This is a genomic window from Hymenobacter sp. IS2118, assembly GCF_000715495.1.
In the GTDB taxonomy this organism is placed as follows: Bacteria; Bacteroidota; Bacteroidia; order Cytophagales; family Hymenobacteraceae; genus Hymenobacter.
Map to the genome: position 1 here is coordinate 1 of NZ_JNLX01000180.1, position 16,893 is coordinate 16,893.

Sequence of the window (16,893 nt, forward strand, 5' to 3'; positions counted from 1 at the left end):
GATTTGATAATAAGTAAGTTGCCGAATAAACCAGTCTAGCAGGGCCATGATTTTACGGGCCACCGGCTCTTGTGGCTGGGCGTGGGGCCGCGTGAGCTGGCGCAACAGATTCAGTCCGTAGCGGCTCAGGCTTGTGGCCCGGCAGCCGTGATTTTTGCGTGGAATGGCCTTGATTTTGCCGTGGGCCATCGTGCCCACGCCCAGACATAGCGCGTAGGCCAGGCTGACCAGAGCCACGAGCTTGCGCAGCTTCTGGTGGCAGCATAAGTGGGTGGCTTCCAGGTTAAAGCCGCGTCCTTTCAGGTTCTGAAAGCACTGCTCAATCGTCCAGCGGCTGGCGTAGAGGCCGCCCAGGTTGCGCAAGCCGGGCGCGGCGAAGAGAAACAGAAACTCCGTGTCGGCCAGCCGCTTGACCCAGACCTGTCCCCAGACCCCAGCCACTTGGCAATGCAGAAAATGCCGCTGCTGCCCTACGGCAAGGCCCAGGGCCGTGACGGCCTGCCGTCGGCCACTAGCAAAGGTGATTTGGTGGTGCTTGGGCAGGCGCATTACAAAAGGCAATTTATTCTTCCGTAGCCAGTTAAGCCAGACATGGCCCACAAACTCCCGGTCCCCCACCACCAGCCCGATGCGGTCGCGGCCCAGCACCTGTACGCAGATTTTGAGCAGGGCAATACGGTCGGCCGCACTGGAGTTCCCGCTGCGGTTGTCGAGCAGTTCCCAATAGAGCGGCAGTTGAAAGTCGCCTCGGCCTACGGTCACGAGCAGGATATTGACCTGGCAGCGGCCGAAGTCCCATTCGGTGCGGTCCAGGCACAGGCGCAGTTTGCCCGTGGCGGGCAGCAAGCGCAGCAGCAGGTGGGCCAGCACCAGATAATTCAGGTCCACCTGCCGAAAAAAGTCCTGAATGCGGGTTTCATTCGAAGCGATTTTCACCGCGTCATTCAGGTGCTGGGCTACCTCGCAAAATTGGACGTTGCGGCTTTTGAGCAGGGCGATAACAAACTGGCTGACAAACTTTTGCCGGGACAGATGGGGCACTAGCTGGACGCGACGCAAAAGCGTCGTAATTTTGGCAATGAGGCTTGGCTTCACGGGGCAGGACGGACAATGGTGTGTAGGAACCCCAAAGGTCGGACTGCCCCGTTTTTATGCCCTAAAGTTTAGTAGGGTAGAGTGGATTTTAAGTTAACTGAACGTCATGCTGAGCTTGCCGAAGCATCGCTGCCGCTTCGTTAAAGCCGTCCGACGAAGCGGTAGCGATGCTTCGACTGCGCTCAGCATGACGTTCAGTTATCAATTTTTGAATGTTCAGAATTACCAGAACTTAGTGTAGAGCGCCGTGATGAGCAGCAGGATGATGACGATGAGCGTGAGGGTCTGGCGGCTCACGCGGAACAGGCCGGGCTCCAGGGCAATGGCCTTGGGGTTGATGCGGGGCCCCACCAGGCTGATGGCCACCATGAGCAGCATGGTAATAGCAAACGAGAGGCCCATGCAAATCAGGAAAGGGATTTCGTAGGCGCCGGCGCTGTTGCGGAAGGCCGTGTAGAGCAGCGTTTCGGGGCCGAGCACGGCCGGAGCGTAGTTGTTGAAAAACACCGACATGGCGAAGCCCGCCAGCACGCCCACAATGGCCGCCGTAGCCGTGGTGCGCTTCCAGAACATGCCCAGCAGGAAGATGGCCAGGATGCCGGGCGAGATAAAGCCCGTGTACTTCTGAATGAACTGGAAGCCGCCCTCGCCGCCAATGCCCAGCGCGTCTTTCCAGGTGAGGCCGATGCTGACGATGATGGCCGCCACAATGGTGAGGCGGCCCACCCACACCTGCTTTTTCTCGGTAGCCGCGGGGTTGAGGTAGCGCTTATAAATATCGAGGGTGAAAATGGTGGAAACGGAGTTCACCTTACCGGCCAACGAGGCCACGATGGCCGCCGTGAGGGCCGCCATGCTCAAGCCCTTCAGGCCGTTGGGCAGGAAGGTGAGAATGGCCGAGTAGGCATTGTCGGAATTGAAGGCGCCGGTGCTCGACATTTCGGCCTGCAGGCTGCCGTTTTTGTAGAGCACGTAGGCCGCAATGCCGGGCAGCATCACAATCACGGGCATCATCAGCTTGAGCAGGGCCGCAAACAGGATGCCGGTGCGGGCGGTGTGCAAATCGGCCCCCAGGGCGCGCTGGGTGATGTATTGGTTGCAGCCCCAGTAGTTGAGGTTCACAATCCACTGCCCGGCCAGGTACATGGCAATGCCGGGCAAAGACAAATACTTGTCGATTTCCACCTGCGGCGTAGCGGCGGTGGGCTTCGGAAAAATCATGTGAAAATGGTCGCCGGCGTTGTCAATCAGGGCATTGAAACCCGAAATGGCGCCGCCACCGAGGCCAAACTTGTCGCTCACCAGCGTAAGGGAAATGTAGGTCGTCACCAGGCCGCCGATGACCAGCACCACCACTTGCACCACGTCGGTGTAGCCCACCACCTTCATCCCGCCAATGGAAATAAGCAGCGAGAACAAAGCCAGCAGCACGATGATAACGTGGAAGCTGTCGCCGCCCACCAGGTTGCTCAGCGCCAGCGCGCCGAGGTACAGAATGGACGTGAGGTTGACCAGCACGTAGAGAAAGAGCCAGAAAATGCTCATTATCAGGCTCAGCGTGGAGTTGTAGCGCTGCTCCAGAAACTGCGGCATTGTGAAGATTTTCTCTTTGAGAAACACCGGCATGAAGAACACGGCCACGATGATGAGCACAATGGCCGCCACCCACTCGTAGGCCGCTACCGCCACGCCCACCTTAAAGCCCGAACCCGACATGCCGATGAACTGCTCGGCCGAGATGTTGGAGGCAATCATGGAGGCGCCAATGGCCCACCACGTCAGCGAACCTTCGGCCAGAAAGTAGTCCTTGGTACTCTGTTCGCCCTTTTTCTTGCTCTGGTAGATGTAGTAGCCATAAGCCGACACGCCGACCAGGTAAAACAGGAAAACCAGGATGTCAAGCGTGGTAAGTTGATTGCGCATGCAGGGGTGGGTTGGCCTCACGTTCACCTCACCCCCTAGCCCCCTCTCCAAAAAAGAGGGGGGACTAGTTTCTAGTTTTTAGAACTAGAGAATGGCCGGTTACGAAAGAGAAAAAGAAAGAATCTAAAGCTAGAAACTAGTCCCCCCTCTTTTTTGGAGAGGGGGCTAGGGGGTGAGGTGCCACGTGAGGTTACCCCCGGAAAGCCACTTCGTTGTAGCGCAGCTCGTTTTTGAACGTCCGCAGCTTGGTACCGGCGTCGATGATGACGAACTCGATGCCGGCTATTTCGGCGAAGTCTTCCAGGTATTCGGCGGTCAGGTTTTGGCTGTAGCCGGTGTGGTGGGCGCCGCCGGCCAGTATCCAGGCGGCTGCGCCGGTGGCCAGGTCGGGCTGCACTTTCCAGAGCACGCGGGCCACGGGCAGCTTGGGCAGGTCCTGGGCCGGGAGCACGGCTTCCACCTCGTTCACAATCAGGCGGAAGCGGTTGCCCAGGTCCACGATGGTGGCGTTCAGGGCCGGGCCGGCGGGGCAGTTGAACACCAGGCGGGCCGGGTCGGCCTTGCCGCCGATGCCCAATGGGTGCACCTGCACCTTCACCTTGCCTTCGGCAATGCTAGGGCAAATTTCCAGCATGTGCGAGCCGAGCACCTGCTCGTTGCCGGGCTCAAAATGGTAGGTGTAGTCCTCCATAAAGGAGTTGCCGCCGGGCAGGCCGGCGCCCATCACCTTCATGGCGCGCACCAGGGCGGCCGTTTTCCAGTCGCCCTCGCCGCCGAAGCCGTAGCCCTCGGCCATCAGCCGCTGCGTGGCAATGCCGGGCAGTTGGGCCATGCCATGCAGGTCCTCAAAGGTGTCGGTGAAGCCCTTGGCGCCCTTGTCCTGCAGGAACTGGCGCATGCCGGCCTCAATGCGGGCGGCCTCGCGCAGACTGTCGCGCTGGGCGCCGCCGTCCTTGAGGTCGTCGGCCAGCTCATATTCCTGCTCGTAGGTGGCCAGCAGCGCGTTCACCTGCTCGTCGCTCACGGCGTCGATTACGGCCACCAAGTCCCCCACGCCGTAGGTGTTCACCTCGTAGCCAAACTTGATTTCGGCCTCTACTTTGTCGCCCTCGGTCACGGCCACGTAGCGCATGTTGTCGCCGAAACGGATGAATTTGGCGCTCTGCCAGTCGGCCCAGGCGCAGGCCACGCGGCTCCAGATGCTCAGGCTGTTGTGCACGACTGCGCTCTGCCAGTGGCCCACCACCACCTTGCGGCGCAGGCGCATGCGCGTGCCGATGAAGCCAAACTCCCGGTCGCCGTGCGCCGATTGGTTAGTATTCATGAAGTCCATGTCGATATCGGCCCACGGAATGTCGCGGTTGAACTGCGTGTGCAGGTGGGCCAGCGGCTTTTGCAGAATTTTCAGCCCGTTTATCCACATCTTGGCGGGGGAAAACGTGTGCATCCAGGCAATCAGGCCCACGCAGTTTTCGGTGGTGTTGGCCTCCTGCATGAGCTTGAAAATCTCCTGCGGGGTTTTCAGAATGGGCTTGTAGACTATTTTGATGGGCAGTTTAGTCCCCAGCTCCTTGGCGATTTCCTGGGAGTGACGAGCCACTTCCTCCAGCGTTTCGGGGCCGTATAGATGCTGGGTGCCGGTGATGAACCAGGCTTCGTAGTGCGAAATATCAATCATGGATGGAGTGAGTTAAGGAAAGCCGAAGCTTACACAATCGTTAATCTAAATGTAGCGCAGACTTTCAGTCCGCGAGTGACAGGTTGTGAGCAGGAAGTCGCGGACTAAAAGTCCGCGCTACTACTGCCCGTAGTAGGAATTCGCGCCGTGCTTGCGCTCGTAGTGCTTGCGAATGAGGGCGTCCTTTAGGCGCGGCACGGCCGGGCGCAGCGTGCAGCTGAGGTAGGCCATGCGGGCTATTTCTTCGAGCACGGCGCTGTTGTACACGGCTTTTTCCACGGTTTTGCCCCAGGTGAAGGGGGCGTGGTTGGCCAGCAGCACCATTTCCACTTCCGTGGGCGAAAGGCCGCGGCGCTGAAACTCGTTGAGGATTTGCCAGCCGGTCTGGTGCTCGTAGTCGCCGGCTATCATGGCGTCGTCCATGGGCGGGGCGCAGGGCACGTCGGCGGTGAGGTGGTCGGCGTGGGTGGTGCCCAGAATGGGGATGTCGAGCTGCGCCTGGGCCCAGGCGGTGGCGTAGGTGCTGTGCGTGTGCACAATGCCGCCAATGTGGTCCCAGTGGCTGTAGAGCACGGCGTGGGTTTTGGTGTCCGACGACGGCCGCTTCTCCCCTTCCAACACGTGGTTGGCAAAGTCGAGGATGACAATATCCTCCACTTGCAGCACCTCGTAAGGCACGCCGCTGGGCTTGATGGCGAACACGCTCCGCTCCCGGTCCACCACGCTGGCGTTGCCGAAGGTGAAGAGCACCAGCCCGAGCTTGGGCAGCTGCATGTTGGCGTCGTAGCACGCCTGTTTCAAGTCCTGGTATTGGCTCATTGCTTTGATTCTGTTTTCAAACCGTCATGCCGAGCGCAGCCGAGGCATCTCGCTCGCTGTCGCTGGTGCGCTGGTCAAAAGGATTACTGCCACACGCGAGATGCCTCGGCTGCGCTCGGCATGACGGTTTATTTCAGTGCGGTAAATATGCTTCGGCAGACTCCACATGACGCTCTGTTGAGCTGTCCTCCTCCCCCAGCGTGGCCTTTTCCACAAACTGCCCGAAGGCCTGGTACTGCTCGTAGCGGGCTTGGTAGTCGGCCACGCGGGCGGGGTTGGGCTCGTAGGATTCAGCAAAGCCGCTGCCCATGGCTTTCTGGGCGGTGAGCACGTCGGCGTAGATGCCGGCGGCCACTGCGGCGTACATGGCCGAGCCCAGCGCGGGCGCCTGCTCCGACACCGCGATTTTGATGGGCCGGTTCAGCACGTCGGCCAGGGTCTGCATCACGAAGCGCGACTTCTTGGCCACGCCCCCAATGCCGATGACTTGCTTAATTGGAATGCCTTCCTGCTCAAACCGCTCCACAATCTGCTTCGAGCCGTAGCAGATGGCCTCCACCAGGGCCCGGAAAATCTGGGGGGCGCTGGTGCCCATGGTCAGATTCATCAGGGCGCCTTTCAGGGCCTGGTTGGCGTCGGGGGTGCGGCGGCCGTTCACCCAGTCCAGGGCCAGCACCTGCGATTCGGCGGGGTCCACGGCCGCGGCGGCTTCGCTGAGCTGCACCAAGAGCGAGTCGCTCATTTCCTCGCGCAGGGCGGCCTGCAGCTCCGGCGTCAGCACTTTCGAATTGGAAAGCACGTTTTGCAGGGGCCACTCCAGCATCTGGCGGAACCAGGCCAGCAAGTCGCCAAAGGCCGACTGCCCGGCCTCCAGGCCCAGCATGCCCGGAATCACCGAGCCATCGACCTGCCCGCAGATACCGGCCACGAGGTGGCTGCCCACTTCGGCGGTGGGCGCCACCACAATGTCGCAAGTGCTGGTACCCATCACCTTCACCATCGAATACGCTTCGATTTCGCCAGCCACGGCGCCGGCGTGGGCATCAAACGAGCCCACGGCTACTACCGTGGCGGTGGTCAGGCCCAGGCGCTGCGCCCACTCTTCGGAGAGGTGGCCGGCCACTTCGTCGGCGGTGTAGGTCTGGTCGAATAATCGATTGCGTAAACCGGCCAGTTTTGGTTCGAGGTGGGTGAGAAACTCCTCCGGGGGCAGGCCGCCCCAGCTCTCGTGCCACATGGCTTTGTGGCCGGCAGCGCAGCGGCTGCGCCGGAAGCTGGCCAGGTCGCCCCCAGTCAGCATCAGGGTCAGCCAGTCGCAGTGCTCCATCCAGGAATGAGCTGCCTGGGCCACGGCGGCGTCTTCGCGCACCACGTGCATGATTTTCGCCCAAAACCACTCCGAGGAGTAAATGCCGCCTTCAAACTTGGTGTAGTCCTCGCCGCCCCAGGTGCGGGCTTTGTGGTTGATTTCAGCCGCTTCGTCCAGGGCCGTGTGGTCTTTCCAGAGCACGAACATGGCGTTGGGGTTGTCCTCGAAGCCGGGCGTGAGGGCCAAGGCCACGCCCTGCTCGTTCACGGCGCCGGGCGTGGAGCCGGTGGTGTCCACGGCCAGGCCCACTACCTGCCCGGCGGGCACCTGCTGGGCTACGCGGCGCACCACGGCCTCCAGGCCCTCGATGTGGTCGAGCGGGTGCTGGCGGAACTGGTTGCGGGCGGGGTTGCAGTATTGCATGGTTTTCCAGCGGGCGTAGTGGTGCACGGCCTGGGCCGTTTCGGCGCCGGTGCGGGCATCCACGAGCACGGCGCGCACGGAGTCGGTGCCGTAGTCAACGCCGATGACGTAAGCAGGAGTAGCGGCTTGAGTTTCCACAGTCAGGATAAACTATTGAATAATAAAATGTGAAGAAGTGAGGACGAAGGACCGGACTAAGGTTCCCACCACTGGCTCCCGGCCCTTCGTTCCTCACTCTTCACTGGGGTTACTTCCGCACGCCAAACTTGTAGACGCTCACGGAGTGGTAGGTGTCGCCCGGCTTCAGCACGGTGCTAGGGAAAGCCGGCTGGTTGGGCGAGTCGGGGAAATGCTGGGTTTCGAGGCAGAAGCCGGCGTTTTTGCCGTACACTGTACCGCCTTTGCCCGTCAGGGTGCCATCGAGGAAGTTGCCGGTGTAGAACTGAATGCCGGGCTCGTCGGTAGTCACTTCCAGGGTGCGGCCCGTGGTGGGCTCGTACACGGTGGCGGCGGCGTGCAGCTTGGGGGCGGCGTTGTTCAACGCCCAGTTGTGGTCGTAGCCGCCGGGCACCTGCGCAATGCGCTCGCCGATGGCATGGGGCGTGGTAAAGTCGAAGGGCGTGCCCTTCACGGGGCGCAGCTCGCCGGTCGGAATCAGGCCGTCGTCCACCACGGTGTAGCGGTTGGCGGGGATGGTTACCTCGTGGGCCAGAATGTCCTTGCCGGCGCCGTGGTTCAGGTTGAAGTAGGCGTGGTTGGTGAGGTTGAGGGGCGTGGCCTTGTCGGTAGTGGCGGTGTAGTTAATTTTCAGGGCGTTGTCGGCGGTGAGGGTGTATACCACGGTCACGCTCAGGTTGCCGGGGTAGCCTTCCTCACCGTCCTTGCTCAGATAAGTCAGCGTCAGGCTTTGGCCGTCGGCCGAGGTGCCGGGCTCGGCCTGCCACACCACTTTGTCGAAGCCGACTTTGCCGCCGTGCAGGGTGTTCGGGCCGTTGTTTTTGGCCAGCGTGTACTCCTTGCCATCAAGCGTGAATTTGCCACCTTTGATACGATTGCCGTAGCGCCCAATCAGCGCCCCGAAGTACGGGCCTGACTTCAAGAACTCGGGGCTCTGGTAGCCGCTCACGTTGTCAAAACCCAAAATCACGTCGCCCAGCTTGCCGTCCTTGTCCGGCACCATGAGGCTGGTGAGAGTGCCCCCGAAATTGGTGATGCTGGCCGTCACGCCGTTGGCGTTGCGGAGCGTGAAAAGCTGAACTTCGGTGCCAGCGTTGGTTTTGCCAAAAGGCGCGGAGGTAGGCATGGCGGCGTTCGTTTGGGTAGAATCGGCCGCGGCAGACGTGCCGGCCCCGGTCGTGGCTTGGTCTGCGGTTTTATCAGCCCCGCAGGCGGCCAGCAACAGCAGGCTGGCAGTGGGTACGGCCAAACGCACGCAACGGAAGTAGTTCATCATCGAAAAGTGTGTTTAAGAAAGGACAAAGGCGCCTTGCGCACGAAAATGCTACAGCACCGTCAGTTTTTGGGTGAACAGCCCCGCGCCCTGGCGCACCTGCACCAGAAACAGGCCCGGCAACAGGCCCGCTTCCACCGCTACCGTGGCCTGCGGGTTGGCCACCACCCGGCGGTATACCACGCGGCCCTGCAGGTCGAGCACTTCCACAGTTATCGCCCCCGCCACTTTGCGGCCGCTCAGGTCCAGCGTGAAGGTGCCGCCCGAGGCAGGAATGGGGTAAATGCTAATGCCGGTGAGCGCCGTGCGGGCCGCCGTGGCCAGCGGCGCAGCGGCCGGCGTCAGGTTCCAGCGCTGGCAGGCGCAGCCGTTGTAGTCGAACAAGCCCAGCTGCACGCCGGGGTTGGCCGAGGCGAAGGGCACTTCCACCGCGCGGTTGCCATTCAGCGATGAGAATACCAGGCTGCCATCGCTGGCCCGGTCGATGTGAAACTGCTCGCACTCCTGCCCGCTGTAGGATCCCAGCTGCAATAGCGCGCCGTTGGCATCGGAGCAGCTGGCCACGCCAACGGCCTGGCCGCCCACGGCGCTCGTGATTTTGTAGTCGCCGTTGCCCAGTGCCGTGAAATCCCACTGCTGGCAGGTACTGCCCGTGCGGGCGGCCTGCTCAATGGCCGTGCCCGCCGTGCCCGTGCAGTCGCGCGCCTGCCACACCAGGCCGGCCGTTCCCGGCGCGGTGGCCACGGTGTAGCGCACGGCCGCGCCGGGCGTAGCGGCCGGCGCCAACCAGTCGCGGGTTACTTCGGGCCAGCCCGCCGCGTCCCAGGTCAGCTTGCCGATGCCCAGCTTGGGGTTGCCCCGGTCGTACGAATCGTAATAGTGGTGCGTGAAATAGGCGGTGCCGTTTTCCTCAAAGATGCCGGTGTGGCCCGGCCCGCGGTAGCGGCCCGATGCGCTGAGCAGCGTGGTGCCGCCGTTGTTGTTCAGGTCGGCGCCGCTCTTGTCCAGAAACGGGCCGCTGGGCGACAGGGAGCGACCCACCTGAATGTAGTAGGTACTGGCCGCGCCCTGGCAGCAGGCGCCACGGTTGATGAACAGGTAATAGTACGCGCCGTTTTGCTTCACGTAGGCAGCTTCCACGCCGCCGTTGGCCACAGCGTATTGGGTGGCGCCGGCCAGAATTTTACCCGTGCCCGCATCGAGCTGCACGTTGCGAATGCCGCCGAAAAACGAGCCGTAGGTCATCCACAGGTTGTTGCTGGCATCCCGGAAAATACCGGGGTCGATGGCGTTGGCGGCGCTGCCGTTGTTACTGGAAACTACTTCGCCCTGGTCTACCCAGTTGTAGCTCGGGCTGGCGGGGTCGAGGGTGACGTTGGTGACCAAACCGATGGCCGATACCCTGGACCCAAACGTGGAACAGGAGTAGTACAGGTGGTACTTCCCATTCATGAACACGCATTCGGGCGCCCAGAAAATCCCGGCAAACCCCGGCACCTTGGCCGTTATCCAACTGGGGAACGTGTTGTTCGGAAACACGGGTCGCGGGCCCGGCGTCCAGTTCACCAAGTCGGTCGAATACATGCCGTAGATGCCCTGGCCGGTGGTAAAAACCCAGTATTTATCGCCGTCTTTCACGATGGTCGACGGGTCGTGGGAGCCGAAAGCGCCTTGCAGCGCCTGGGCTTGTGGAGCCGCCCAGGTGATGGCCAGCAGCAGCAGCAACCCGCTTAGGCTACGCCGCAGCAGTTGGCGCCACAGAGGAAATTCGCTGGTAAACCGGGAAGTGCTGCGCATGAGGTAGGTGGGTTTGGGAAAGGAATCGGAGGAAAGAAAACTACTCGCCCGAAGGCTTCGTGATGTCGGTGTTGATGGGAACCGGCACGCCGAAATTGGGGCTGCCGTCGGCGTTCCAGGTAAACTTTTGCATGCGCGGGTTGCGCCGCTCCACGCAGCCCTCGCCGGGGTTAGAGTTGGCGTGGTAAATAATCCAGTCCCCCGTGCCGTCCTTCGACTTGAAGAAGGAGTTGTGGCCGGTGGCGTAGGCGCGGGCAGCGGGGTTCTGCGAGAACACAGGCTGGGCCGACTTCGTCCAGGAGCCCGGCAGCAGCGGGTCGGCCGTGCCAGCGGCCGTGAGCAAGCCCAGGGCGTAGCTGTCGGAGCCGCAGAAGCTGGCCGAGTACACCAGAAAGGTCTTGTTGTCGTGCTTGATGATTTCCGGGCCTTCGTTCACGTAGGGCGGGCCCACGTTTTCCCAGGCGTACTGCGGGCTGGTGAGCTCCACGCGCGGGCCGGTCAGGGTCCAGGGGTTGCTCATCTGCGAGATGTAGATGCGCTGAATGCTGTTCAGGCCGTCGTGGCCGGACCAGAGGAAGTAGCGGTTGCCGTTCTGCTCCAGCACCGTTCCGTCGATGGCCCAATAGTCGGCGGTGGGGTTGTAAATCCGACCCTTGTCGACCCAGGTGCCAGTGGTGGGGTCGGCGCTGGCATTTTCCAGCACCCAGGTACGCTGCAGGCCCAGGTTGGTACCGTTAGGGCCGGCGGTATAATAGATGTACCATTTGCCGTCCAAAAAAAACAGCTCCGGGGCCCACAGGTTACCCGAGGCCGCGCCGTTGGCGGGCGGCGTCCAGACCACGGTGCTGGGCGCCTGCGCCAGGCCCGACATGTTCCTTGTTTTCCAGATGCGCAGCTGGTTGTTCAGCGTGTGCATGTAATAGTAGAAGCCGTCCTTTTGGGCCACGAACGGGTCGGGGCCGCCGGGTAGCAGCGGGTTTTGAAACGTAGCGCTGACCACCACCGGCGGCGGCGACGCCACGGGTGGGGCCGGCGTGCTTTTTTTGTCGCACCCAAAACTTCCTGCCAGCAGCATCGCAAGCAGCGGCCGGCGAATATAAGAGGGGAGAGAAAGCATCATCAACGTAATATTTATCGACTGAATCGTGCCTGGCGGGACAGAACAGCCGCCCTGGGTTGCAGCCCAGGACGGCCATCTGCTCACCACTTTTTCAGCTTAGTATCCGGGGTTTTGTTTCAGGTTCGGGTCAATGTCGAGGTCGCGCTGCGGAATGGGCAGCAGCTTCGACACGCCGAGGCGGAAGTTGGTAAAGTCCGAGTCGCGGGTCGTGAGCTCGGCAATGCCGGCCGGGGTGTCCATCAGGCCCCAACGCAGGATGTCGAACCAGCGGGTGCCTTCGCCGGAGAGCTCCTTGGCCCGCTCGCTGCGAATGCGCTGGCGCAATGCCTCCTGCGTGAAGGTACCCGTGAGGGGCGCCAGGTCTACCGAAGGGCGCTGACGCACCAGATTTATCAGCGGCACGGCCTCGGCGGTGCGGTTCAGCTCGGTGAGGGCTTCGGCCTGCATCAGCAGCACGTCGGCGTAGCGAATGACGCGGTGGTTGATGCCGGAAGTAAAGTTTTCATCCGTGCGGGTGCGGTCGTTCAGGTACTTGCGCCAGTACTGCTGGTTGGGGTTCCAGCCCCACTGGGCGAAGGTGCGGCCGTAGAACATGTCCGGGTTGCCGACGTGAATGATGCTGATGTCGCGACGTGGGTCTATGCGGGTGGGGTTGCTCACCGTGAACTCGTTGTACGCATCCAGCAGCCAGCGGCGGGGCTGCACGTCGGCAAACGTGGGTCCGGGAGGGCCGAAGAAGTTGGGCCGGTCATGGCTTTCCGAGGCCGAGGCATTATCCTGGCCCTGCCCTACTTCCAGCACCGCGCCGGTGAATTGCACTTCAAACACCGACTCGGAATTGTTTTCGTTGGTGGCCGTGAAGTTGTCCAGGTAGTTAGGAACGAGACTGTATTGATTTGAAGCTATTATCTCGTTGAATATTGCTGACGCCTCGCTGTACTTGCCTTGCTGCATATACACCTTGGCCAGCAGGGCCTGGGCCGAGCCCTTGCTGGCGCGGCCCTTGTCGGCGGCGCCGTAGACCGAGGCCAGCGGCAAATCCGGAATGGCGGCCTGCAAATCGGCAATAATCAGCGCTTCACCTTCGGCAATAGTGCCCTGCGGGGCACGGGTGGTTACCACGGGCTCTATCGTGAGCAAAGGCACGTTGCCGAAGAAGTACACCAAATCGAAATACGACAGCGCCCGAACAAACCGCGCTTCGGCAATGAGCCGGCTGCGCAGCGCGGCATTCATGTCGATGGCGGGCACGCGGGTAATTACCTGGTTGGTGCGGTAAATGGTGCGGTAGTAGTCATTCCAGGCAAAAGAGGAAATGAAGAAGTTGTTGTCGGGCGTGATGAAGCGCGTGAAGTTGGCCAGCTCCACAAACGGGCTTTGGCTGTACGACTCGTCGGAGCGGTGGGCCATGAAGTGCCAGCTGCGGTAGTAGCAGGCAAACTGCTGCAAGCCCGAGTAGCTGGCAAAAACGCCCTTGATGGCGTCGTCCTGGGTTTTCCAGAACTGGTCCGTGGTGGGCGCGTTCGGGTTGGGCTGTTCCAGCAAGTCCTTTTCGCAGGCCGTGGCGGCCAGCAACAGGGTTCCCCCTAAAAGCAGGGTCGCTATCTTGTTAAGTTTCATATCAATGAGCGAATACGGGTTGAGTGGCGGCGGCCAACGCGCGTCGGCCGCCCGTCCCTGATTTAGAAGTTTACCTGCAGGCCTCCGGTGAAGCTGCGCACGTTGGGGTAGGAGCTCACGTCGACGCCGCGGCTGTAGAAGCCGGTGCCGGTAATCTCCGGGTCGAAGCCCGTGTAATCGGTGCTGGTGAATACGTTGCGGCCGGTCACATACACCCGCACGCTGCCCTGGTTCGTGAAGCGGTTAGTGAGAATTTTGGGCAAGGTGTAGCCCAGCTGAATGTTGCGCAGGCGGATGTACGAGCCGTCTTCCAGCCAGCGCGTGGTGTTGAACTGCGCGTTCGAGGCTGCGGCCAGGCCCAGGTTACCGATGCCGCCGCCCTGCAGCAGACGCGGCGTGGTGGTGGAGGGGTTATTCACGCTCCAGGGCGTTACGTCCGCGTTGTAGTTGTTCGGGCCGTTGTAGCTCTCCAAGTCGCGGCGGGCCTGGTTGTAAATCTTGTTGCCGTGCACCGAGTTGAAGAACACCGATAGGTCGAAGCCTTTGTAGGCCGCGTTCAGGTTCAGGCCCATGAGCAGGTTCGGGAGGGATTTGCCGGCAAACACCCGGTCAGCGTTGTCAATCTTGCCGTCGTCGTTCACGTCGGTGTAGCGCACATCGCCGGCCGAGGCAAAGGGCTGAATGACCGTGCCGTTGGAGCTGCGGTAGTTCGTTACCTCATCGGCCGACTGGAAGATGCCGGAGAACGGAATCAGGAAAAACTCGCCCAGCGACGTGCCGAGCTGCGAGCGGGTCACGCCCTCGCCGCCGCCAAACGTCTGGCCCTCTACCGGCACCGCCGTGATTTCATTCTTCACCGTGGTCAGCGTGAAATCGGCACCGTAGGTGAAGTCCCGCTTGGTTTCGTGGTAACCCAGGGCCAGCTCAAAACCCCGGTTTTCGATGTTGCCCGCGTTCTGGAACAACTCTTGGCCGAAGTGGCCCAGATAGGTGAGTACCTGCACCGGCGCCAGGGCCTTGCGAGTTTCCGACACGTAGTAGTCTGTCGATAAGGTCAATCGGTTATTCAGCAGGCTCATATCCAGACCAATGTTGCTGGTATACCGCTCTTCCCACTGAATGTCCGGGCTGGGCAAGGCCAGCTGCGAAGCGCCGTTAACGATGGTTTGGCCCGTACCAATGACGTAGTTAACATTTTGCCCCACAATGGGATAAGGCAGGTAGCTGCCACCGTATATGCCGTTCAAGGCGTCGTTACCGTTGGTGCCGTAGCTGGCCCGCAGCTTCAGGTTGTTCACGCTGGGCACCGCATTCTTGAAGAAATCTTCCTCGCTGATGCGCCAGCCCACGGAAGCCGCGCCAAAGTTGCCCCAGCGGTTTTCCGGAATGAAACGCGACGAGCCATCGCGCCGGCCGCTCACCGACAGCAGGTAGCGGTTTTTGTAGTCGTAAGTGGCCTGGGCAAAGAATGACCGTTTGGTTTGCACAAACGACGAACCCTGCACAATACCCCGCTCCGGGCCGGCGCTCAGCTCAAAGTAGTATTGCGGCGAGGGCACAAACCCCTGAGCACCAGCCTGAATATTATGAACGCAGAAAGACTGCTCCGAGTAGCCGCCCACGGCGTTGATGCTGTGGTCGCCGAACTGCTTGTTGAAATTCAGGGTGTTTTCGGCCATCAAAAACACGTCGTAGCCCAGAAATTCGTTCAGCGACGACGTGTTGATGCGGGTATTTTGCCGCAGAATGCCCAACTGCTGGGCGTCGGCATTGCTGTAAGTATGCCCGTCCAGGGCCACGTTCAGGCGGTAGGTCAGGAAGTCGAAGATGGAGAAGTCGGCGCTGATGTTGCCCGCCACGCGGTTGTCGGCCTGCGTTCGGCGCAGCAGCTGCTGTGCGCCAATAGGGTTGGTAGCAAAGGTGTTGAGCACCGGCGAGCCCGTACCAAAACCGCCTTCGTTGGCGGGGTCAAGCACCGGAATGCTCGGAATGATGGTCAGCACGTCGATGAACGGGGCGCCGTTGAGCAGCGTCGAGTTGATGTGAGTCAGCTGCACGTTTTCCTGCAGCTTGAAGCGGCCGCGCGTCAAGCCGGAATTCACCCGCAAGCTGTAGCGCTTGAAGTCCGGGCCTTTCACAATGCCTTCCTGGTGGAAGAAACCGCCCGAAACCAAGAAGTTAGTCGCCGTTTTATCGCCCACCGAGCCGCCCGAAAGCGAAAGGTTGTAATCCTCCACCGTGCCGTTCTGGAAAAACTCATCCTGCCAATCGGTGTCCACGTTGGGGTTGAAGGCGCCACCGGCTCCTTTCACGGCGCCCGCCAGGCTGTTTTGGCCGTTGCTCAGGGGGTTCAGGCCGGCATTGGCGTAGGCCACCACGGCCCGGTCGGCCCATTCGCTGGCGTTGGTCAGGTTGTAGCGCTTGTACACGCTTTCCACGCCCCGGTAGCCGTTGAAGCTGATGGAAGGCGTACCAGCCCGGCCCTTTTTGGTCGTAATCTGCACCACGCCGTTGGCGCCCCGCGAGCCGTAAACGGCGGTCGAAGAAGCGTCTTTCAACACCGTCAGGCTCTCAATATCGTTCGGGTTCAGGTCGCGAATGTTGTCCGTCCACAAGCCGTCGATAACATAGAGCGGGCCGCTGCTGGCATTGCCCAACGTGCCGATGCCCCGGATGTTCACGATGGGCGCTGCCCCCGGCGAGCCGCCGCCGGTTACCTGCACGCCCGGCAGCCGGCCCTGCAAGGCCTGGGTAGCCGTAGCTACCGGCGCCTTGGTTGCTTCCGATACATCAAGGCTGCTAACGGCGCTACTCACGTTCTGACGGTTTTCCGTCAGGTAGCCCACCACCACCACTTCCGATAGGCCCTGTACATTGGCACGCAGCTGCGTATCGACGGCCGTGCGGCTGCCCACCGCCACCTCCTGCGAGGTGTAGCCCACGAAGGAGAATACCAGCGTGGCATCGGCAGGCGCTGTGATGCTGTAGCGGCCGTCCACGTCGGTCTGGGTACCGTTGGTGGTGCCTTTAACCAATACGGTTACGCCCGGAATCCCGACGCCCTTCTCGTCGGTAATGCGGCCGGTGATGGGGCCATCGGCGGCCTGCAGCATGGCCACCGCCAGCTTACCGGGGGCAGCAACCGCTGCCTGGCCCGCCAGGGGCAGCAGCAGCAAGCTCCCGAGCAAGGCGGGTACCGCTAACCCCTGCATTTTGGGTACTGACTTTTTCATAATAACAGTGTGGGAATTGGTGAGAACAAACACAATCGATTGTGTAAAAAGCTCCAAAAAAAGGGTGCTCCGTTACACTGGGGAAAGAAAGCTAGGAGGCCGCACTACTGCGGTTTGGCACTTAAAAGGGAAGGCAATCATGTCAGAAAGCTATTTCATGGCGTATTCTATGCGTGCGCCGCTAATCAGTATCCTACAGCTGGATGTAACCTGGTGACTGTTAGGCCAGCAATGTTACTGCAATTTACTGAAATTATCAATTAATCGATTGTTTTTTCTCAATCGATTTCTGAGCTCACGCGTTTTCCCCTTCCAATTTTCTCCTTGGGCGCAGGTGCAACCGCTCTTCGGCTACGGTTTTACCGGGTAACACTTGTTTCGCTCTTGTCTTTAGGCTTTTACTACGGCCTGCAAACCTCTGCGCCC

General features: G+C 61.1%; 10 protein-coding genes. All 10 read right to left on the reverse strand.

Features of this window, described 5'->3' with window-relative positions:
• Positions 1 to 1,095: IS4 family transposase (locus GM79_RS18880; protein WP_035562703.1), on the reverse strand; the 1,095-nt coding region annotated here is incomplete at its 3' end.
• A gap of 222 nt (positions 1,096 to 1,317) precedes the next feature.
• On the reverse strand, positions 1,318 to 3,018 hold the full coding sequence (locus tag GM79_RS18885; protein ID WP_035567068.1) for a sodium:solute symporter family transporter: 1,701 nt from the start codon (positions 3,016 to 3,018) through the stop codon (positions 1,318 to 1,320).
• Positions 3,019 to 3,208: 190 nt separating this feature from the next.
• The gene (araA, locus tag GM79_RS18890) at positions 3,209 to 4,696 is read right to left on the reverse strand and encodes an L-arabinose isomerase (protein ID WP_035567070.1); all 1,488 of its coding nucleotides are present in this window, start codon (positions 4,694 to 4,696) and stop codon (positions 3,209 to 3,211) included.
• Positions 4,697 to 4,816: 120 nt separating this feature from the next.
• On the reverse strand, positions 4,817 to 5,515 hold the full coding sequence (locus GM79_RS18895) for an L-ribulose-5-phosphate 4-epimerase (RefSeq protein WP_035567072.1): 699 nt from the start codon (positions 5,513 to 5,515) through the stop codon (positions 4,817 to 4,819).
• A gap of 133 nt (positions 5,516 to 5,648) precedes the next feature.
• Positions 5,649 to 7,385 carry a ribulokinase gene (locus GM79_RS18900; protein ID WP_035567074.1) on the reverse strand — a complete coding sequence of 579 codons (1,737 nt, stop codon included), beginning with the start codon at positions 7,383 to 7,385 and terminating at the stop codon, positions 5,649 to 5,651.
• Between the two features lie 109 nt (positions 7,386 to 7,494).
• On the reverse strand, positions 7,495 to 8,700 hold the full coding sequence (locus GM79_RS18905; protein WP_081867876.1) for an aldose epimerase family protein: 1,206 nt from the start codon (positions 8,698 to 8,700) through the stop codon (positions 7,495 to 7,497).
• A gap of 48 nt (positions 8,701 to 8,748) precedes the next feature.
• Entirely contained in the window at positions 8,749 to 10,494 is a 1,746-nt protein-coding gene (locus GM79_RS23925) for a family 43 glycosylhydrolase (protein ID WP_072008665.1), read from the reverse strand.
• A 40-nt stretch (positions 10,495 to 10,534) separates the two neighbouring features.
• On the reverse strand, positions 10,535 to 11,614 hold the full coding sequence (locus GM79_RS18915; RefSeq protein ID WP_235184113.1) for a family 43 glycosylhydrolase: 1,080 nt from the start codon (positions 11,612 to 11,614) through the stop codon (positions 10,535 to 10,537).
• Between the two features lie 96 nt (positions 11,615 to 11,710).
• On the reverse strand, positions 11,711 to 13,234 hold the full coding sequence (locus GM79_RS18920) for a RagB/SusD family nutrient uptake outer membrane protein (RefSeq protein ID WP_035567077.1): 1,524 nt from the start codon (positions 13,232 to 13,234) through the stop codon (positions 11,711 to 11,713).
• A 62-nt stretch (positions 13,235 to 13,296) separates the two neighbouring features.
• Positions 13,297 to 16,467 carry a SusC/RagA family TonB-linked outer membrane protein gene (locus tag GM79_RS18925; protein WP_035567078.1) on the reverse strand — a complete coding sequence of 1,057 codons (3,171 nt, stop codon included), beginning with the start codon at positions 16,465 to 16,467 and terminating at the stop codon, positions 13,297 to 13,299.
• Between the last annotated feature and the right edge of the window lie 426 nt (positions 16,468 to 16,893).